The 19,508-nt window shown below is 61.6% G+C and carries 20 protein-coding genes; 12 read left to right on the forward strand and 8 right to left on the reverse strand.

Features of this window, described 5'->3' with window-relative positions; genetic code table 11:
- Nucleotides 1-10 precede the first annotated feature (10 nt).
- On the forward strand, nucleotides 11-1,135 hold the full coding sequence (locus QTL94_RS14085; protein WP_289802290.1) for a D-alanyl-D-alanine carboxypeptidase family protein: 1,125 nt from the start codon (nucleotides 11-13) through the stop codon (nucleotides 1,133-1,135).
- Nucleotides 1,136-1,147: 12 nt separating this feature from the next.
- Nucleotides 1,148-2,290, forward strand: coding sequence for a CobW family GTP-binding protein (locus QTL94_RS14090; protein ID WP_289802291.1), 1,143 nt, complete (start codon nucleotides 1,148-1,150; stop codon nucleotides 2,288-2,290).
- Nucleotides 2,291-2,296: 6 nt separating this feature from the next.
- Here QTL94_RS14090 and QTL94_RS14095 read toward each other — a convergent pair whose 3' ends face one another.
- From QTL94_RS14095 to QTL94_RS14115, 5 genes are all read right to left on the reverse strand, one after another.
- On the reverse strand, nucleotides 2,297-2,521 hold the full coding sequence (locus tag QTL94_RS14095) for a sulfurtransferase TusA family protein (RefSeq protein ID WP_289802292.1): 225 nt from the start codon (nucleotides 2,519-2,521) through the stop codon (nucleotides 2,297-2,299).
- A 4-nt stretch (nucleotides 2,522-2,525) separates the two neighbouring features.
- Nucleotides 2,526-3,779 carry a L,D-transpeptidase family protein gene (locus QTL94_RS14100; RefSeq protein WP_289802293.1) on the reverse strand — a complete coding sequence of 418 codons (1,254 nt, stop codon included), beginning with the start codon at nucleotides 3,777-3,779 and terminating at the stop codon, nucleotides 2,526-2,528.
- A 196-nt stretch (nucleotides 3,780-3,975) separates the two neighbouring features.
- Nucleotides 3,976-4,929 (reverse strand): acetyl-CoA carboxylase carboxyltransferase subunit alpha, encoded by a 954-nt coding sequence (locus QTL94_RS14105; protein ID WP_289802294.1) that lies wholly within the window; start codon nucleotides 4,927-4,929, stop codon nucleotides 3,976-3,978.
- Nucleotides 4,930-4,992: 63 nt separating this feature from the next.
- Entirely contained in the window at nucleotides 4,993-5,946 is a 954-nt protein-coding gene (xerD, locus tag QTL94_RS14110; RefSeq protein ID WP_289802295.1) for a site-specific tyrosine recombinase XerD, read from the reverse strand.
- 4 nt (nucleotides 5,947-5,950) lie between these two features.
- Nucleotides 5,951-6,127, reverse strand: coding sequence for a hypothetical protein (locus QTL94_RS14115; RefSeq protein WP_289802296.1), 177 nt, complete (start codon nucleotides 6,125-6,127; stop codon nucleotides 5,951-5,953).
- A gap of 146 nt (nucleotides 6,128-6,273) precedes the next feature.
- On the opposite strand from QTL94_RS14115, the gene QTL94_RS14120 reads away from it, so the two are divergent.
- The 4 genes from QTL94_RS14120 to QTL94_RS14135 all read left to right on the forward strand — a co-directional run bounded on the left by QTL94_RS14120 (nucleotide 6,274) and on the right by QTL94_RS14135 (nucleotide 9,900).
- Nucleotides 6,274-6,861: a shikimate kinase gene (locus QTL94_RS14120; RefSeq protein ID WP_065694421.1), complete on the forward strand. Its 588-nt coding sequence runs from the start codon at nucleotides 6,274-6,276 to the stop codon at nucleotides 6,859-6,861.
- Nucleotides 6,861-7,988 (forward strand): 3-dehydroquinate synthase, encoded by a 1,128-nt coding sequence (aroB, locus tag QTL94_RS14125; protein ID WP_065694420.1) that lies wholly within the window; start codon nucleotides 6,861-6,863, stop codon nucleotides 7,986-7,988. The genes QTL94_RS14120 and aroB overlap by 1 nt, the downstream gene beginning before the upstream one ends.
- Nucleotides 7,985-9,295, forward strand: coding sequence for an HlyC/CorC family transporter (locus QTL94_RS14130; protein WP_289802297.1), 1,311 nt, complete (start codon nucleotides 7,985-7,987; stop codon nucleotides 9,293-9,295). The genes aroB and QTL94_RS14130 overlap by 4 nt, the downstream gene beginning before the upstream one ends.
- A gap of 125 nt (nucleotides 9,296-9,420) precedes the next feature.
- Nucleotides 9,421-9,900: a DUF2938 domain-containing protein gene (locus tag QTL94_RS14135; RefSeq protein WP_289802298.1), complete on the forward strand. Its 480-nt coding sequence runs from the start codon at nucleotides 9,421-9,423 to the stop codon at nucleotides 9,898-9,900.
- A 59-nt stretch (nucleotides 9,901-9,959) separates the two neighbouring features.
- Here QTL94_RS14135 and QTL94_RS14140 read toward each other — a convergent pair whose 3' ends face one another.
- Nucleotides 9,960-10,241, reverse strand: a complete 282-nt coding sequence (locus QTL94_RS14140) for a BolA family protein (protein ID WP_065694417.1) — start codon at nucleotides 10,239-10,241, stop codon at nucleotides 9,960-9,962.
- Between the two features lie 104 nt (nucleotides 10,242-10,345).
- Between QTL94_RS14140 and QTL94_RS14145 the strand changes: the two genes are divergently transcribed.
- From QTL94_RS14145 to QTL94_RS14165, 5 genes are all read left to right on the forward strand, one after another.
- Nucleotides 10,346-10,960, forward strand: a complete 615-nt coding sequence (locus QTL94_RS14145) for a J domain-containing protein (protein ID WP_065694416.1) — start codon at nucleotides 10,346-10,348, stop codon at nucleotides 10,958-10,960.
- A gap of 313 nt (nucleotides 10,961-11,273) precedes the next feature.
- Complete coding sequence (cobS, locus tag QTL94_RS14150) at nucleotides 11,274-12,266, forward strand: cobaltochelatase subunit CobS (protein WP_065694415.1); 993 nt, start codon at nucleotides 11,274-11,276, stop codon at nucleotides 12,264-12,266.
- 12 nt (nucleotides 12,267-12,278) lie between these two features.
- A complete protein-coding gene (cobT, locus tag QTL94_RS14155; protein ID WP_065694414.1) occupies nucleotides 12,279-14,180 on the forward strand; it encodes a cobaltochelatase subunit CobT in 1,902 nt (633 codons plus the stop codon).
- Between the two features lie 6 nt (nucleotides 14,181-14,186).
- Nucleotides 14,187-15,179 carry an esterase-like activity of phytase family protein gene (locus tag QTL94_RS14160; protein ID WP_502944133.1) on the forward strand — a complete coding sequence of 331 codons (993 nt, stop codon included), beginning with the start codon at nucleotides 14,187-14,189 and terminating at the stop codon, nucleotides 15,177-15,179.
- Between the two features lie 115 nt (nucleotides 15,180-15,294).
- The gene (locus QTL94_RS14165) at nucleotides 15,295-15,987 is read left to right on the forward strand and encodes an LssY C-terminal domain-containing protein (protein WP_289802353.1); all 693 of its coding nucleotides are present in this window, start codon (nucleotides 15,295-15,297) and stop codon (nucleotides 15,985-15,987) included.
- Between the two features lie 33 nt (nucleotides 15,988-16,020).
- Here QTL94_RS14165 and QTL94_RS14170 read toward each other — a convergent pair whose 3' ends face one another.
- On the reverse strand, nucleotides 16,021-16,911 hold the full coding sequence (locus QTL94_RS14170) for an SDR family oxidoreductase (protein ID WP_289802299.1): 891 nt from the start codon (nucleotides 16,909-16,911) through the stop codon (nucleotides 16,021-16,023).
- Nucleotides 16,912-17,039: 128 nt separating this feature from the next.
- Here QTL94_RS14170 and QTL94_RS14175 point away from each other — a divergent pair, with 128 nt between their 5' ends.
- Nucleotides 17,040-17,993, forward strand: coding sequence for an AraC family transcriptional regulator (locus QTL94_RS14175; protein ID WP_289802300.1), 954 nt, complete (start codon nucleotides 17,040-17,042; stop codon nucleotides 17,991-17,993).
- 21 nt (nucleotides 17,994-18,014) lie between these two features.
- On the opposite strand, the gene QTL94_RS14180 is transcribed toward QTL94_RS14175, so the two are convergent.
- Entirely contained in the window at nucleotides 18,015-19,463 is a 1,449-nt protein-coding gene (locus tag QTL94_RS14180; protein WP_289802301.1) for a metal-dependent hydrolase family protein, read from the reverse strand.
- Nucleotides 19,464-19,508: the final 45 nt, after the last annotated feature.

Below are 19,508 nucleotides of genomic sequence, written 5' to 3' on the forward strand. Positions count from 1 at the left end.
AGGACGAACCGTGTCGACGCGCCAGAATCGCTTGTTTGCCGCCTTGCGGCCGATTTCAATAGCAGCTTCCGCAGCCGCCATTGCTTTTTCCGCCGCCTCCCAGGCCTATGCCAATCCGCATATCCTGGTTGATGTTCAGAGCGGCCGCGTCCTTGAGCACGAAGAAGCGTTTCGCAAGTGGTATCCGGCCTCGCTGACCAAGCTGATGACGGTCTACACCGTATTCGCGGCTGTTCGCTCGGGCCAGATCAGCCTCGATACGCCTATCGTGATGAGCAAGCGGGCCGCGGCCCAGCCGCCGGCAAAGATGTATTTCAAGCCGGGCCAGAAGCTGACCCTGGACAGCGCGCTGAAGATTCTCATGGTCAAATCGGCCAACGACATCGCCGTTGCCGTTGCGGAAGCCGTTGGCGGCACGCAGGAAGCTTTCGTCCTGAGGATGAACGCCGAGGCCGCAAAGCTCGGCATGACGGATTCGCATTTCGTCAATCCGAACGGCCTGCCCGGCAAGGGCCAGTACACGACGGCGCGCGACCTCGCGATCCTGTCGGTCGCGCTGCGCCGTGATTTCCCGCAATATGCCGGCTACTTCTCGCTGGAAGGAATCACGACCGGGACCAAGAACGTCCCGAGCATCAATCTGCTGATCGGTCGTTTCGCGGGTGCCGACGGCATGAAGACGGGCTTCATCTGCGCTTCCGGTTTCAACCAGATCGGCTCGGCGACGCGCGACGGCCGTACGCTGGTGTCGGTCGTTCTCGGTACCGACAGTCTGGCAGCGCGCGCCGATGCCTCGGCCGATCTGCTGCAGAAGGGCTTCACCTCGCAGTTTCCAGGAACCGACACGCTCGGTTCGCTGAAGCCCTATGGAGAGGGCCAGGATCAGGTTGCCGACATCACCGCCGAGATCTGCAGCGCCAAGGGCGCGAAGGTCCGCAGCGAAACCCGCGACGAGGTTGGTCGCATGAAGATCCATTCGCCCTATATCCAGGAAATGAACCACGAGCCGAACTTCGTCTATGCCGGCCTGATCCCCGGGCAGAACGAGCCCGAGCCGGACAAGCTGGCAACGGCCGACACAGCCGGCACGATCGCTAAGGTGCCTGTGCCGCTGCCGCGTCCGGCATCGTTCTAAGGTTATAGACAGATGAGCGTGCCCCAAGGCCGGATCCCGGTCACCATCCTCACCGGCTTCCTCGGTGCCGGCAAATCGACGTTGCTCAACCGGATCCTGAAGGATCCGGCGATGAAGGACGCTGCCGTCATCATCAACGAGTTCGGCGATGTCGGCATCGACCATCTGCTGGTCGAGAGTTCCGGGGATGCCATTATCGAGCTTTCCGACGGCTGCCTGTGCTGCACGGTGCGTGGCGAGCTTGTCGATACGCTTGCCAATCTGATGGATGCCATCCAGACCGGTCGCGTGAAGCCGGTCAAGTGCGTCGTGATCGAGACCACGGGTCTTGCCGATCCGGCGCCGGTGATGCAGGCGATCATGGGCAACCCCATCATTGCGACGAATTTCGAGCTGGACGGGGTCGTTACCGTCGTCGATGCGGTCAATGGCGCACAGACGCTCGACAATCATGAAGAGGCGGTGAAGCAGGTTGCCGTTGCAGACCGGTTGATCCTTTCGAAGAAGTCGCTTGCCTCGGCTGATGTAGTCTCCGGCCTGGAGGCGCGGCTGCGTGCTCTCAATCCACGCGCCCTGCTGATGGATGCCGACGATACCGAAAGCGGGACGGCGGCGACACTGGTGAATGGCCTCTACGACGTCACGACGAAGAGCGCCGACGTCGGCCGGTGGTTGCGCGACGAAGACGAACATGATGCCCACCATCATGACCACAGCCACGCCCATCACCATCACCATGGCCACGATCACCAGGACCCCCATGACGTGAACCGTCACGATGCGGCGATCCGGTCATTCTCGATCGTGGAAGAGAAGCCGATCGATCCGATGGCGCTCGACATGTTTGTCGACCTGCTGCGCTCGGCGCATGGCGAAAAGCTGCTCCGGATGAAGGCCATCGTCTCCATGTCGGACCGGCCCGACCGTCCGCTTGTGCTGCATGGCGTGCAAAGCATCTTCCACCCGCCGACAAGGCTGCCGGCGTGGCCGGATCCACAGGACAGGCGCACGCGCATGGTGCTGATCACCAAGGATCTGCCTGAGGCGTTCGTCAAGGATCTGTTCGACGCGTTTCTGGGCAAGCCGCGGATCGATACGCCGGATCGTGCAGCGCTCGCGGACAACCCGCTCGCCGTACCCGGGATGCGGTTCTGAGAAAAACTACCGCTTGCGGATCAGGAAGCGGTGACCGCCCTCGGTCTTTTCGATCTCGACAAGGTCGTGACCGTCTTCGTTGCAGAGATGCGGGATGTCGATCCCTGCCAGGGGATCGGTTGTCTCGACGCGGATCAGCGCGCCGCTTTCCAGCGACTGCAGCTTACGGCGCGTCTTGAGCACGGGTAGGGGGCATTTCAGCCCGCGCAGATCGTAGGAGATGGCTTTCAAGCCATCAGTCCTTGGCCCAGAACTTCCAGAAGGGCTTCTTCGACGCGACTTCGATCGATTCCGGCTGCTCGACCGGAGCAAAGGCCGTCGCCATCGCGCTCTGCGGTGCCAGCGGGCTTGGAGTCGGCACCGGTACGGTCGCCGGATCGACAATCGCGACTTCCGCCGTCTTTGCAGGGATGGCTGCCGTTGCCGGCGTGGAGCCCGGAGCCGCGTTGGCGGCAATGGTCGTTGCCGTCTTGCTGGCCATCATGTCTTCGAGGTCGGCGACCTTTACCATGCGGCCGGCTTCGAGCGACGTGCCCGTCGGCGCATAGGCAATGTCATGTCCCTTGCGCTGCTTGGCCACGACGGCCTTGCGCTCGGCTTCGCTCGGATCGTACCAAGCCATGCCGTCGAATTGCTTCATGGCCTTGGCGTAGGCCATGTCATACGTCTTGCCGTAGGATGCCAGTGCTGCCGTCAGTGCCGGCGGCGTCGACATTTCCGGGCATTTTCCGGCCGGATTGAAGTCGCCATTGGCCGACTGCTGATTGAAGACGTATTTCTTCTCGCAGACATTGACCTCAGGCGGACGCTTGGTCACTTCGAAATTGTCGTAGCCGACCTTCAGCATGTTCCAGAACTCGATGTTCGGGCTCATGCGGTGCTTCACCATGTTCTCCGCCGTCATGCGGAAGGGGAAGGCTTGAAGCTGTACTGTGGACTGACCGCCCTTGAAGGCGTCGCGGGCAAAGGCGTAGATCTGCAGCACCTGCTCGTCCGTCATGGAATAGCAGCCGGAAGACGAGCATGCACCGTGGATCATCAGGTCCGTGCCGCTGCGGCCGTTGACGGCGTCGTACTTGTTCGGGAAGCCCGTATTGATCGCCAGATAGTATTTTGAATTCGGATTGAGGTTGGCTCGCGTCAGGTTGTAGAAACCTTCCGGAGCCTGCCGGTCGCCCTGCTTCACCTTGGGACCGAGACGGCCCGACCAAGCGCAGATCTTGTAATCGGCGATCTTGTCGAAGCGGTTATCGGTCTTGGCCTTCCAGATCTCGAGCGCGCCCTCTTCCTTGAAGATGCGGATCATGATTGGCGAGTTGCGGTCCATGCCCTTGGCCGCGATCTCGGACAGAATGCGCGGCGGCAGCGGCTCTTCGACCTTGTTCTTCACCTTCGACAGGTCGACCTGCGTGGTCGATTCCAACGCGTCATTGCAGCCGGCCAGGACCAGCGCCATCAGGGAAACATAGGCAAAATGACGAATGCGCATTCAAACTAGCCCAATAACGAGATGCGACCCAATTCGCTTTGCAAACCGGGGACGAAGCGAATCATTGGCCCATTATGGTTGAGAAAACCTTACCAGCCTAATGCCGCGCGCCTGCGTCCCCCGCAAGTCAGAAAGTTATTGATAACATTATTGTGGCCAAGGTTTGGCCCCAATCACCCCGTTCCCGCAACCTGCGTTAGAGATTGCGGCCCATGTTGAGGAATTTCTGGCGCCGATCGTTGCGAAGCTGATCGCCCGAGCGGCTGGAAAGCTCGCCAAGCGCGTTGGCGATCACGTCGCCGGTCGCCGCAATCACGCTGTCCGGATCACGATGCGCGCCGCCGAGCGGTTCGGTGATGATGCCATCGATGATGCCGAGCGACTTCAGATCGTCCGAGGTGATCTTCATGTTGGTCGCGGCTTCCTTGGCGCGCGCGGAATCGCGCCACAGGATCGAAGCCGCGCCTTCCGGCGAGATCACGCTGTAGATCGCATGCTCGAGCATGTAGACGCGGTTGCCGGTCGCGATCGCAATCGCGCCGCCGGAGCCGCCTTCGCCGATGACAACGGAGATGATCGGAACCTTGACGCCCAGGCACATTTCCGTGGAGCGGGCGATCGCTTCCGCCTGACCGCGCTCTTCGGCACCGACGCCGGGATAAGCGCCTGCCGTATCGACCAGCGTGATCAATGGCAGGCCGAAACGGTCTGCCATTTCAAGAACGCGGATCGCCTTGCGATAGCCTTCCGGACGGGCGCTGCCAAAGTTGTGCTTCAGGCGGCTCTTGGTGTCGTTGCCCTTTTCCTGACCCAGCACGGCAACCGGCTGACCACGGAAACGGGCAAGACCTGCCTGGATCGCGGCGTCTTCGGAAAACTTCCGATCGCCGGCGAGCGGCGTGAATTCCTGGAACAGCGTCTTGGCATAATCGACGAAGTGCGGCCGCTGCGGATGACGCGCGACCTGGGTCTTCTGCCAGGCGTTGAGTTTCGAATAGATGTCGACCATCGCTTCGCGAACGCGAACTTCGAGCCGTCCGATTTCATCGGACGTGTCGATGCTCTCGTCTTCCGTCGCGAGCTTCTTCAGTTCGATGATCTTGCCTTCGAGGTCGGAGATCGGCTTTTCGAAGTCGAGATAGTTGTGCATGAGGTGCGTTTCCGTTCCTTGTGCCCAGGGCAATTTTCGTAGGCATGCCCTTTGTCGCCGGTCCTATTCCTGCTTTTTCGCCTGTTTGGCAAGAGGGTGATGCGTTTGGACCAGTTGCTGGAGCCTTTCTTCCAGCACATGCGTGTATATTTGTGTGGTGGAAATGTCCGAATGGCCGAGCAGTTCCTGGACGACGCGAAGGTCCGCGCCGTTGGCGAGTAGATGGCTTGCAAAAGCGTGCCGCATCACATGCGGCGATATCATAGATGGTGTCAGGCCGGTCCTGATTGCAAGATTCTTCAGATCGCGTGCAAAGACCTGTCGCGGAAGATAGCCCTCTTTCGAGGCTGCGGGAAAGAGCCAGGGGCTCTCTTGCGGGGGCTTAGCGGCTGCCTGTTCGGCAGCCAGCATGCGACCATAGAGCTTCAATGCGGCAATAGCCGACTGCGACAGCGGCACCAGGCGCTCCTTGTTGCCCTTGCCGCGGATCATCAGGAAGCGTCCATCCTGGTCGAGGACGCGGGCGGGAAGCGACACGAGCTCGCTGACGCGCATTCCGGTGGCATAGAGAAGTTCGAGGAGCGCCAGCATGCGAAGCCGCTGCAGTTGCCCGGGCGCGGGGTCCTGCGCTTCCGTCTCGGCCTGCTCGAGCAGCCTGCCCACCTCGTCGACGCCCATGGTCTTCGGCAGCGCACGGCCTTTCTTCGGCGCGTCGAGAATACCCGTCGGATCGTCGGTGCGTTGGCCTTCGACGTAAAGGAACTTGTAGAATTGCCTCATGGCGGCCAGGCGCCGCGCCTGGGAGGAGGCCTTGAAACCCTGCGCTGCAAGCGAGGAGAGGTAGGCCGCAAGGTCAGGAGACGAGGCTTCCGTCAAGCGGATGCCCCTGCCATTCAGGAAGGAGTGGAGGTCGTCGAGATCGTGTTCATAGGAGGAAAGCGTATTGGCCGCCGCTCCGCGTTCGGCGCTCATCATCTCCAGAAAAGACTCGACGTGAACGCGGCTGAGGTCTTTCATCGCATCACTTCTTGGCCGGGTTGATCGCGCCCGTGGCCGGAGGGTTGATCCGCTCCGACGGAATACGGATCGTCACGTCTCGCTCCTGCGGCTCGACGAAAGTAACAAGTGCCCACATCGTTCCGTATATCGCTCCGGCGATGACCGCCAATACGGCCAGAAAACGGAACAGGCTCGGCATTCAACAACTCCATGGCTTTGCTTCTTTATGAAGAAGCGTGTTTGCAAGTGCAAGAAGGAGCTTTTGAACCATGATTCCCTTGCCCGCGACTTGACGCTACACCTGCATTTGTCGATACCGTTCGCAAACAAAGTGTGAATGGACCAATGAGCGACCCAGTTCTGACCGTTGCCGATAGCCTGAAAGACAGAGCTCGCGCTGCGCTCGGTTCACGCAATCTGATCCTTGTGGGATTGATGGGCGCCGGCAAGTCCTCGGTCGGACGGATCGTTGCCAGCCAACTTGGTATCCCCTTCATCGACAGTGATGCGGAAATCGAACGTGTTTCGCGCATGTCGATCAGCGAGCTCTTTGCTGCCTACGGGGAAGAAGAGTTTCGCGCCCTGGAGACCCGGGTGATGAAGCGGCTGCTCAAGGGTGGCCCTCGCGTGGTTTCCACCGGCGGGGGCGCCTTCATCAACGACCGTACCCGCAGGCATATCAAGAAGGGCGGCGTTTCGGTGTGGCTGAAGGCCGAGCTCGACGTCTTGTGGGAGCGCGTCAACAAGCGCGACACGCGGCCTTTACTAAAGACGGAAAACCCGAAGACGACGCTCGAAAACCTGATGAATGCCCGCTATCCGATTTACGCGCTCGCGGACCTCACGGTCATGTCGCGCGATGTCCGCAAGGAACTCATGGCCGACGAAGTGCTCAAGGCCGTGGTCGACTCTCAAACTGAAAGTGCAGCCTGATGAATGCCGTTGCCGCCGCCGAACGCAAAGTCCATGTGCCGCTCGGTGAGCGCGCCTACGACATCCTGATTGGCCCTGGTCTTATCGCGCGGGCGGGCATCGAAATCGCCTCGCGGGTGAAGGGGCGCAAGGCTGCCATCATAACCGACGAGCATGTGGCGCCGATCTACCTCGAAGCGCTGGTGCAGAGCCTTGATGCATCGGGGATCGCGTCGGCGACATTGGTGCTTCCGGCTGGCGAGAAGACAAAGAGCTTCGAGCATCTGATGACCGTTTGCGACAAGGTTCTTGAGGCGCGCATCGAGCGCAACGACTATGTGATCGCGCTTGGCGGCGGCGTCATTGGCGATCTGTCGGGCTTTGCCGCGGGCATCGTGCGCCGTGGCGTGCGCTTCGTCCAGATTCCGACTTCGCTGCTGTCGCAGGTGGATTCCTCGGTCGGGGGCAAGACCGGCATCAACAGCCGCCATGGCAAGAACCTGATCGGCGTATTCCATCAGCCCGATCTGGTGCTCGCCGATACGGATGTCCTCAACACGCTCAGCGAACGCGAATTCCGTGCCGGCTACGCCGAAGTGGCGAAATACGGCCTGATCGACAAGCCCGACTTCTTCGCCTGGCTGGAAGCCAACTGGCAGGCAGTGTTCGCAGGCGGATCCGCACGCATCGAGGCGATTGCGACGAGCTGCCAGGCAAAGGCAGATGTCGTCGTTGCCGACGAGCGCGAGACCGGTCAGCGGGCGCTGCTCAATCTGGGCCACACCTTCGGCCATGCGCTGGAAGCCGCGACCGCCTATGACAGTGCGCGTCTCGTCCACGGCGAAGGTGTTTCGATCGGGATGGTGCTGGCGCATGAATTCTCGGCCCGCATGAACCTGGCAAGCCCCGACGATGCGCGCCGCGTCGAACGCCATCTGAAAGAGGTCGGCCTGCCGACGCGGATGTCCGAGATCCCCGGTGCGCTGCCTCCCGCGGAGGTGCTGATGGATGCGATCGCGCAGGACAAGAAGGTCAAGGGCGGCCAGCTCACCTTTATCCTGACGCGTGGCATCGGTCAGTCCTTCGTCGCAAATGACGTTCCCGCCTCCGAAGTGTTGAGCTTTCTGAAGGAAAAACATCCACAATGACCGTCGAAGGCACGCTGGCATTTCTTTCCGCATATTGGCCGGAAATCCTTTCCATCGTGGCCCTCGTTCTCATGTCGGCGTTCTTTTCCGGTTCGGAGACAGCCCTGACGGCTGTGTCGCGCAGTCGCATCCACACGCTTGAAGCCAACGGTGAGGAGCGTGCGGGCATCGTTCGCGAGCTGATCGAGCGGCGTGACCGGCTGATCGGTGCTCTGCTGATCGGCAACAATCTTGCCAACATCCTGTCGTCCTCGATTGCAACAAGTCTGTTTCTCGGGCTCTTCGGCAGCTCCGGCGTAGCGCTCGCCACTCTGGCGATGACGGTCATTCTCGTGATCTTTGCCGAGGTGCTGCCAAAAAGCTGGGCAATCTCGATACCCGAGCGGTTTGCGCTCGCGGTGGCATTTGCCGTCAAGGTATTCGTTGCCGTCGTCGGACCGCTGTCGTCCTTCGTGAATCTCATCGTACGCTGGATCCTCTCGCTCTTCGGCATCAACCTGTCGAGCGAGACTTCGATGCTTTCGGCCCACGAAGAGCTGCGGGGGGCCGTCGACCTGCTGCATCGCGAGGGGTCGGTAGTCAAGGCCGACCGAGACCGGCTGGGCGGCGTGCTGGACCTTGGCGAACTGGAACTTTCCGACATCATGGTTCACCGCACATCCATGCGCGGGATCAATGCGGACGATCCACCTGAAGTGGTGGTGCGGACGATCCTGGAAAGCCCGTTCACCCGCATGCCGTTGTGGCGAGGCTCGACCGACAACATTATCGGTGTCGTCCACTCCAAGGATCTGCTGCGTGCGCTCGCCGAGCGCGACGCCGAGCCGGAGCACCTAGACATCATCAAGATCGCCCAGAAGCCCTGGTTCGTGCCCGACAGCACCAACCTCGAAGCGCAGTTGAACGCTTTCTTGCGCCGCAAGCAGCATTTCGCGGTGGTCGTTGACGAGTACGGCGAAGTGCAGGGTATCGTCACGCTCGAGGATATCCTGGAAGAGATTGTCGGCGACATTTCCGACGAGCATGACATCGAGATGCAGGGCGTGCGGCAGGAGGCCGACGGCTCGATCGTCGTCGACGGCAATGTCCCGATCCGCGACCTGAACCGCGCTCTCGACTGGAACCTGCCGGATGAAGAGGCGACCACGATTGCCGGGCTGGTCATCCATGAGTCGATGACGATCCCCGAGGAGCGGCAGGCCTTCACCTTCTATGGCAAGCGCTTTATCGTCATGAAGCGGGACAAGAATCGTATCACCAAGCTGCGTATCCGGCCGGCCGAGGAGAACGAGGCCAATCCGGCGTGAAGCAATTCCAGGAAAAGTGCGTGGCGGTTTTCCGTCCGGAATTGCGCAAGACAGAGAATTGACCACCATCATTGCGCGCTGCGGGGAGGAGTTCTCAAGGCGGGCAGCATCATTATGGATTTGATATGTTTGATATTTTCTGGCGCTCTGTCGTCATCGGCATCGGCGCGACTGTTCTCATGGACATCTGGGCAGTCATCCTCGGCAAGCTGATGGGGGACGGCCTGCCTAACTGGGGGCCGCCCGGTCGCTGGGTCTGGCATCTCGCCAAGGGTAAGGTCTTTCACGACGACATCGGCAAGGCCGAGCCTTATAAGCACGAAGTCGCGCTCGGCTGGGTCTTTCATTACGTCGTCGGCATTCTCTACGGCATCATCCTGGTGATCCTGACCGGCCCCGGCTGGCTGGACGCGCCGACGTTCCTGCCTGCCTGGATCTGGGGCATCGTGACGATCGCCGCCGGCTGGTTCCTGCTGCAGCCCGGCCTTGGCATCGGCTGGGCGGCATCCAAGACGCCGAACCCCACCAAGGCTCGTTTCCTCGGTCTCGTCGCCCACACGGTCTTCGGTTTCGGCCTCTATGCGACGGCGCTGATCATCCGCTAAGTCGATGGGCAGCGGCCTTGGGAAAAGGCGGCTGCATCCCCATATAGCGTTCTGTCCGCCTACCAGCGCACCGGCTCGCCGGGCGCTGCCGGCTCCACGGCCAACGCATGCAATCCGGCATCCAGCTCCGGCTTCAACAATTCCGTAATGGCGCGGTGACGCGCCAGCCGTGTCATGCCGGCGAATCGGGCGGATACGATGCGTACGCGCATGTGGGTCTCGCCGGTTCCCGTGATGTCGGGCTGGTGACCGGCGTGCAGATGACTTTCGTTGATGACGCTCAGGCGTTCGGGCGCGAAAGCCGCCACCAGCTTTTCTTCGATGGAGGATTGCAGGGTCATGGTCCGATCTTGCCGCTTGCGAAAAAGGTTCCCACCAAGCCAGCAACATTCCCGTTTGTCAATTCTTGTCGTCCACTCTTCTGGGCCCCATAATTAGCGCCGTCATGAGACTCGATTCCAAATACTTCGACCGCATCCGCACCCGCCGCAAACGCGAGCAGGAACCCGAACAGGCTCCCCCATCCTGTCAGTGGGACGGCTGTGACAAGAAGGGCGTGCATCGCGCGCCCGTCGGGCGCAATGCCGAGGGACAGTTCTTTCTCTTCTGCTTCGAGCACGTCAAAGAGTACAACAAGGGCTACAACTACTTCTCCGGCCTGTCGGACGGCGAGATCGCGCGTTACCAGAAAGAAGCCATCACCGGGCATCGTCCGACCTGGACGGTTGGGGTCAACAAGTCGGCCAAAGACAGCCCGATCCAGTCTGAGGTCCGTTCCGGTGCCTACACCCGCGTTCGTGATCCCTTCGGCTTCGTCAAGGATGCGAAAAGCAGCGGTCCGCGCTTTCCCGAACAGCGCAAGCTGAAAAGCCTGGAAGCCAAGGCCTTCGACACGATGAACTTGGCTGCCAATGCCACATCGTCGGAGATCAAGAGCCGCTACAAGGAACTGGTGAAGAAGCATCACCCGGACGCCAATGGTGGTGACCGCGGTTCCGAAGAGCGCTTCCGCGCCGTCATCCAGGCCTATCAATTATTGAAGCAGAACGGTTTTTGTTAATTCCCGTCCTTGCTCTTGGTCTTCAATCAGGTATGGTCCAGATCGGCTGAGGCCGCAGGCAACCGCGGCATGTGTTTCTGCGTTTGTCCCACAGGCGCCTCGGTCACTTCCGGACGCGGCGTTTCTTGTCCGGGACTATGTTCAAGAATGCTCGCTAGCGATCGACGTGTTCGCCCCCGAGGTTTCGTTTCAGTCCCGGAGAAGCATCGCCGACGTTCCGACATGAGCGGGCGCGGAGTTTCTCTGCGGCGTCATGGTTGCGAAATGGGCTAGACAATTTGGTCGGGTGTCGGTCACCCGCCTTGGAGACATGATGAGCAAGATTGACCTTGATATTTCGGAGCTTCCGGACACCACCGTTTCGGTCAGGGAGGTCTTCGGCATCGATTCCGACATCCGCGTTCCGGCCTACAGCCAGGGCAGCGCCTATGTTCCGGATCTTGATCCCGATTATCTCTTCGACCGCGAAACCACGCTCGCCATTATTGCCGGTTTTGCTCATAACCGACGCGTGATGATCTCCGGCTACCACGGCACCGGCAAGTCCTCGCACATCGAACAGGTCGCAGCGCGCCTCAACTGGCCGTGCGTGCGTATCAACCTCGACAGCCATGTCAGCCGTATCGATCTCGTCGGCAAGGATGCCATCGTCGTCAAGGATGGCCTGCAGGTTACCGAATTCAAGGACGGCATTCTGCCCTGGGCCTACCAGCACAATGTCGCGCTCGTCTTCGACGAATACGACGCCGGCCGCCCTGACGTCATGTTTGTCATCCAGCGCGTGCTGGAATCGTCCGGTCGCCTGACGCTGCTCGACCAGAGCCGCGTCATCCGTCCTCACCCGGCGTTCCGCCTGTTTGCGACGGCAAACACGATCGGTCTCGGCGACACCACCGGCCTCTATCACGGCACGCAGCAGATCAACCAGGCGCAGATGGACCGTTGGTCGATCGTCTCGACGCTGAACTACCTGCCGCACGACCACGAAGTGAACATCGTTGCCGCCAAGGTGAAGAGCTTCGGCAAGGACAAGAATGGTCGCGATACCGTCTCCAAGATGGTGCGCGTCGCCGATCTGACCCGCGCTTCGTTCATGAACGGCGATCTCTCGACCGTCATGAGCCCGCGTACGGTCATCACCTGGGCCGAGAACGCCGAGATCTTCGGTGATATCGCCTTTGCCTTCCGAGTCACCTTCCTCAACAAGTGCGACGAGCTGGAGCGCCCCTTGGTTGCCGAACACTATCAGCGCGCCTTTGGCGTCGAGCTGAAGGAAAGCGCTGCCAATATCGTTCTGGAGGCCTAAGGCCGATCGATCATGGCAGCTCGTGGTGACAATTCGAAAGCAAAGCCCGGTGCGCCCGTCGACGTGGAGCCGTTGCGCCGGGCGATAACCGGCAGCGTGCGCGCAATTGCCGGCGACGGCGAGGTCGAGGTGACCTTCGCCAACGAACGCCCCGGAATGACGGCGGAGCGCATTCGCCTGCCCGAGCTTTCCAAGCGCCCGACGATGCACGAGCTGGCGGTGACCCGCGGGCTCGGCGATTCGATGGCGTTGCGGCTTGCCTGCCATGACGAGAAGGTGCACGCGACGATGGCGCCGCAGGGCTCCGACGCCCGCGCCATCTTCGACGCCGTCGAGCAGGCTCGCGTGGAATCGATCGGCGCCCTGCGCATGGAAGGCGTGGCCGCCAACCTGCGCTCCATGACCGAAGAGAAATATGCCAAGGCGAATTTTTCCGGCATCGAGCGGCAGGAAGATGCTCCCGTCGGCGAAGCTGTCGCCATGATGGTTCGCGAGAAACTGACCGGCCAGAAGCCGCCGGCATCGGCGGGCAAGGTATTGGATCTCTGGCGACCCTTCATCGAGGAGAAGGCCGGGACTGAACTCGACAATCTTGCTGAGGTGATCACCGACCAGCAGGCCTTTTCGAAGGTCATCCGCAACATGCTTTCCGCCATGGAAATGGCGGAGGAGTATGGCGACGATGACAGCGATCCTGATTCCGACGACCAGCAGGACGAGGAAGACAAGCCCGGCGGCGACGAGCAGGAGCAGGACGAAGTCGACGACGACGCCGGTTCGGATGCCGCGCCCGTCGAAGACAGCGAAGTTGCCGACGAGCAGATGGAGGACGGCGAGACCGAAGGCGCCGAGATCTCCGACGACGACATGATGGAAGAAGGCGACGACGATTCGGAAACGCCGGGCGAAACCCGCCGTCCGAACACGCCGTTCGACGACTTCAACGAGAAGGTCGACTATCACGTCTTCACCGAGGAGTTCGACGAGACGATCACCGCTGAAGAGCTGTGCGACGCCGCCGAACTGGAGCGCCTGCGGGCTTTCCTCGACAAGCAGCTTGCGCACCTTCAAGGTGCTGTCGGACGCTTGGCCAACCGCCTGCAGCGCCGCCTGATGGCGCAGCAGAACCGCTCCTGGGACTTCGATCTCGAGGAAGGCTATCTCGATCCGGCACGCCTCACGCGCATGATCATCGATCCGATGCAGGCCCTGTCCTTCAAGATGGAGCGAGACACGCAGTTCCGCGATACTGTCGTGACCCTGCTGATCGACAACTCCGGCTCGATGCGGGGTCGTCCGATCACGGTTGCCGCCACTTGCGCCGATATCCTGGCCCGTACGCTTGAGCGTTGCGGCGTCAAGGTCGAGATCCTGGGCTTTACCACCAAGGCCTGGAAGGGCGGGCAGGCGCGCGAACAATGGCTCGCCAACGGCAAGCCGCAGACCCCGGGCCGCCTCAACGATCTGCGCCACATCATCTACAAGTCGGCGGATTCTCCGTGGCGTCGCGCCCGCAGCAATCTCGGCCTGATGATGCGCGAGGGGCTGCTCAAGGAAAACATCGACGGCGAGGCGCTGATCTGGGCGCACAATCGCCTTCTTGCCCGGCGCGAGCAGCGCAAGATCCTGATGATGATTTCGGACGGTGCGCCGGTCGACGATTCGACGCTGTCGGTCAATCCAGGCAACTATCTGGAACGGCACCTGCGGGCCGTGATCGATCGCATCGAGACCCGCTCTCCGGTGGAGCTGCTGGCCATCGGCATCGGCCACGACGTGACGCGCTACTATCGCCGCGCCGTCACGATCGTCGATGCGGACGAACTGGCCGGCGCCATGACCGAGCAGCTTGCCTCGCTCTTCGAGGACAAGACTGCGCAGCCACGCGGCGGGCGTGCCCGTCGCGCCGGCTGATCGCGGATGGGCGCTACCTTCGCCCGAGCGGCGGTGATCGTTCTCGGCCTGACGGCCGGGATGTCGTCGGCTTTGGCCGACGAGGCGGTGGTCAAGAGTTCGGTCATTTCCGCTTTCAAGATAGGCTCGAACGAGACACGGTTCGGGCCTTTCGAGTTCCTGGGTGGCTTGGAGATGGTTTCTTCCAACCACCTGTTCGGCTCCCTGTCATCGATCCGCTTTGAGAGTGACCAGACTCATTTCGTCGGCGTTCTGGACACCGGCCAGTGGATGACGGGCCGCATCGAGCGCGATGCGAAGGGAGGTCTTTCCGGTCTGGCGGACGTGGAAATTACGCCGATGAAGAACCGGGCCGCGCAGAGCTTCGAAGGCAAGGGTCATATGGACGCGGAGGGACTGGCGCTGCATGGCGATCGAGTGCTGGTCTCCTTCGAGCAGGACCACCGGGTCGATGTCTACCCAAACCCAGGCTTCGAAACATCCCGCGCCATCGACACGATCCCCATTCCGTTCCAGAGACGCTCCTTGCGCTCCAATCGCGGCTTTGAAACGGTGGCCGTGGCGCCGCAGGAGAGCCCGCTCAAAGGCGGAACGCTGATCGTTGCCGAGCGCAGCCTGGATGCCGATGGCAATGCCTATGCGGCCATTCTTGACGGTCCGCTCAAGGGGCGCCTGGCGCTTGCTCACTACGGCGACTATGACGCCACGGACGGTGTCTTTCTGCCGAGCGGCGACCTGCTGTTGCTGGAGCGTCGCTTCAACATGGCCGAGGGCATCGGCATGCGCATCCGTCGCATAAAGTCGACCGATATCAAGCCTGATGCCGTCATGGACGGTGAGGTTCTGATGCAGGCTGACTTCGGCTATCAGATCGACAACATGGAAGGTATCGACGCCTTCACCGCCGCCGACGGCACCACGCACGTCGTCATCGTCTCCGACGACAATCATTCGATCCTTCAGCGCAACCTGATGCTTGAGTTCCGTCTGGTGGAGTAGCCGGAGGCGGTTCCTCCACCAAATTTCGGTGTTCGATCGGACAACCGGAATGATGTATGGTGCTCCAGGGTCGAGTGGGGCGCAGACGGGGATGCGACAGCGAACAAAAACGCGAATGGCGATGAGCGGCTTGCTGGTTCTGCTGGCAGCCTATCTGATGCTTGCCTATTTCGTGGTTCCGGAGATCTGGATCTTCCGTGATGCCGGCCGGGTCGCCGATTTCGGCCCCATGGTCACGCGCACCGAACAGGACATTCCTGGCGATCCGATCAACGTCGGGCTTGTCGGCTCCAAGGAGCAGATCCTCCGGGCATTCACCGCCGCCGGATGGGACCCCGCCGACAAGGTGACGCTGCGCACCTCAGCCGAAATCGGCCTGAGTGTCGTGCTTGATCGGCCCGACCTCGATGCTCCGGTCAGCCCGCTGCTTTTCGAGGGCCGCAAGCAGGATCTGGCATTTGAAAAGGCCGTTGGGAAGAGTGCCGACGAGCGCAACCATGTGCGCTTCTGGCAGACCAAGGAGATCGGTGACGACGGTCGCCCGATCTGGTTGGGCTCGGCGAGCTTCGATCGCGGCGTCGGCTTCAGTCACGACACCGGCCAGATCACCCACCACATCGGTGCCGATGTCGATGCCGAGCGAAACCTGTTGATCGGCGATCTTCTCAAGGCAGGACAGTTGGCCTCGACCTACGAGATTGCGGGTGTCGGGGCAACGAAGACGGGCCGCAACGGCGGCGGCGATCCCTACTTCACCGATGGCAAGGCGCTGATTGGGGTTTTGGCCGTCAAGGACAACACGCCGTAGCGGCAGCGGGCGCGCTGCCGCTACGGCGACAGGCTAGGCGCTGAAATAGGCCGGCCGGTCGAGATCGGCAATCAGCCCGGGATGCGTCGGCTGCCAGCCCAGGAGTTCGCGTGTCCGCTGGCTTGTCGCAGGATTTCCCATCCCTGCGAAATGCGTGAACCAGCCGAAGTGGTCGGCCGCTTCCTCAGCGGATTTGGCGACGACCGGAACGCCCAGTCGACGGCCAATGACGGCGGCGATATCGCGGAACGGTATGCCTTCCTCGGCAACGCCGTGATAGCGGGCGCTTCCCGAACCGTGCTCGAGGACCAGCCTGTAGAGCTGAGCCGCGTCCAGCCTGTGGACGGCCGGCCAGACATTCAGTCCTTCACCGATATAGGCGGCAACACCCTTTTCGCGGGCGATGCCGATCAGAAGCGGGACAAATCCGTGATCGCCATCGCCGTGGACGGATGGTGGCAGGCGGACCACCGATACCGGTACGCCTCGGGCGGCCACTAATGCGGCGGCCTCCTCGGAAGCAACGCGCGGGATCGACTTTGACGCTGGCATATCATCTTCGGTCGTCAGCCGCCCGTGCGGGAGAAGCCCTGTTCCTGAGGTGATGACCAGCGGTCGATTGCTGCCGGCAAGCGCGTCGCCGAGCGCTTCGATGGCGCGCCGATCGATCTCGCAGTTCTCCTTGAATTTGGAGAAGTCGTGAATGAAGCCGGTGTGGATGACGCCGTCGGCGACTGCGGCACCGCTACGCAGGCTTTCCAGATCCTCCAGGTGGCCGCGGTGGACGCCGGCGCCAGCGGCCGCAAGAGACGCGGCAGCCGCGTCCGAGCGGGCAAGCCCGACCACCTGGTCGCCCGCCCGAATGAGTTCCTGGACGACTGCAGAGCCGACGAAACCGGTGGCGCCGGTGACGAAAACGCGCATGATAATCTCTCCTTGGTTGCTGTCCGGCGACCGCTGGCGGCGCCGTGTTGACCCAAGGCTAGGCGACTGAGGAAATACGGTCTATGCTGTATTGTCCGTATTATCTTCGCAATCGTCCGGGATGGCTGATGGATCCGCTCTCAAATGTGCTGTCGCTGCTCAAGCCTCGCAATCATCTTTCGGCCGGTTTCGAGGCTGGCGGAGCTTGGGCAATACAGTTTCCTGACCAGCGAGGAGGCATCAAGTGCGGTGCCGTCGTCTCTGGCGAATGCTGGCTTTCGGTCGAGGGAAGCGCGGAGCCTGTTCGCCTTCCGGCTGGAGACTGCTTTCTTTTGCCGAGCGGGCGGCCCTTTCGTCTCGCGACGGATCTCGGCCTGATGCCGGTTGCCGCAAGCACGATCTTCTCGCCGCTGCGCAAAGGCGGTATCGCCACGCTGAATGGCGGTGGGGATTTTTCTCTGGTCAGCAGCCGCTTCGGCCTTTCGGGCAATCACGCCGACATCCTGCTGCGGATGCTGCCGCCGATCGTTCTTCTTCGGGACGAGGCGAGCCAGGCGGCGCTGCGCTGGTCTGTCGAACGCATGATGCAGGAACTGCGCGAGCAGCAGCCGGGCGGCTACCTCGTTGTGCAGCATCTTGCCCACATGATCCTTGTACAGGCGCTGCGCCTGCATCTGGCCGAGCAATCGGGAAACGGTGTCGGCTGGCTCTTTGCGCTCGCCGACAGGCAGATGAGCGTGGCGATGAATGCGATGCATGACGATCCGGCGCGGCGCTGGACGCTGCAGACACTGGCCGCCCGTGCCGGCATGTCGCGGTCGACCTTCGCACAGAAATTCAAGGAGACCGTCGGCACTTCGCCGATGGAATATCTGGCGCATTGGCGCATGCTGCTCGCGAGCGACAGGCTCGAAAACTCGAGAGACCCGATCTCCGTTATCGCACCAGCCCTCGGCTACGAGTCCGAAGCGGCCTTCAGCACCGCTTTCAAACGGGTGATGGGCTGCTCGCCACGGCAATACAGCCGCGGCCAGCACGCCGTCTCGGCTCTGGACGAGGAGACGCTGTTCGCGACCGACTGACGGCGAACCCTGGTTGCTGGGCTAGGCTGCCAACGTGTTCTTGAAGACCTTGCCGTCCTTGATGATGACAGACAGGCTCTTTTCGGGCTGGTTCAGAAGATTGATGTCCTCGAGGGGATTGCCATCCACGACGAGCATGTCTGCGAAGGCGCCGGCCTCCAGCACGCCGAGCTTGCCCGGGTACGGGTTGCGCGGGCCGCTGAGCGCCAGCAGTTCTGCATTCGTCGACGTGGCCATCTGCAGGATCTCGGCGTTGGAATACCAGCGGCTGAGATGTGTCAGCATCTTTCCCTGCCGTGCCGTCATGTCAGGCGAAAACAGCATGTCGGAGCCCCATGCTGTCTTGATCTTGTATTTGCGGGCGAATTCGTAGGCGGTGAGGGTGCCGGCAAATACCTGTTGCAGACGTTCTGCTGAAGGGCCGGTTAGCGGCACGGCGTCTTCCGCGCTGAGGAAAGGCTGGATGCTGAGCCAGATTCCCTTATCCGCCATCAGCTTTGCCGTGTCCTCGTCCATCAGGTGGGCGTGCTCGATACAGGCTGCGCCGGCCGCAATGGCGCGCTGTACGGTCTTTGGCGCATAGGCATGGACGGTGACATAGGTATTCCAATCCTGCGCCACTGCAATGCCAGCCCGGAGATCGCTTTCGCTGAATGTCGTCATGTCGAGTGGGCTGCGAGGGGATGAAACGCCACCGCCGCCGACCATCTTGATCTGAGATGCTCCCTGCATGAACTGCTCACGAACGCGAAGCTGCACCTCGGCCGCGCTGTCGGCGATCACGGCGCCGCCCGACGTTTCGACGATGCTGAGTTGGGCGGGGGTGCGCGGTATGTCCGTCAGCATCCGGAGGTCGCCGTGACCGCCCGAAGTCGTGATCATGGCGCCCGAGGGATAGATCCGCGGACCGGGTATCACGCCCGTGTCGATTGCCTGCTTGAAGGAAAAGACCGGGCCGCCGACATCGCGAACCGTCGTAAACCCGCGCAGCAGCGTGCGCTGTGCTTCCGCCGTTGACGCGGTAAAGATCACGCCGGGATCGCCTGTTACGGCCGTTGCGACTGGGACGGCGGCAAAAAGGCTGTGCCAGTGTGCATCGATCAGCCCCGGCATCAGGAAGCGTCCACCGCAGTCAATGACGGTGGCATCCGCTGGCGGCGCGCTGTTGGTGGTGTCTATGGCGGTGATCCGGCTGCCCTCGATCAGGACCTGCACACCGGACTGCGCCGTGGAAGACTTTCCGTCGAAGACCTTTGCCTGTTTCAGGAGAATCTTGGAGGGTGAGGCCGGAGCCTGTGCAAAGGCGATTGGTGGTGCCGCGGCGGCAAAGAAGGCTGCGCCTAGTCCGGCGAGAACACCTCGCCGACTGAGATCTTCGAGCCTGCGCGAGGCATGCTGGACCTCAGGTGAAAGGCAACCACAGCCGAAGCCATGAACGAGATGCTGGTATTTCCCACCCAAACGGATCATTGCGTACTCTCCTCCTCAACTCGGCGGCCGATGGCGATAAGTCTA

It is taken from the genome of Rhizobium sp. S96, from assembly GCF_030382195.1.
GTDB lineage: Bacteria > Pseudomonadota > Alphaproteobacteria > Rhizobiales > Rhizobiaceae > Rhizobium.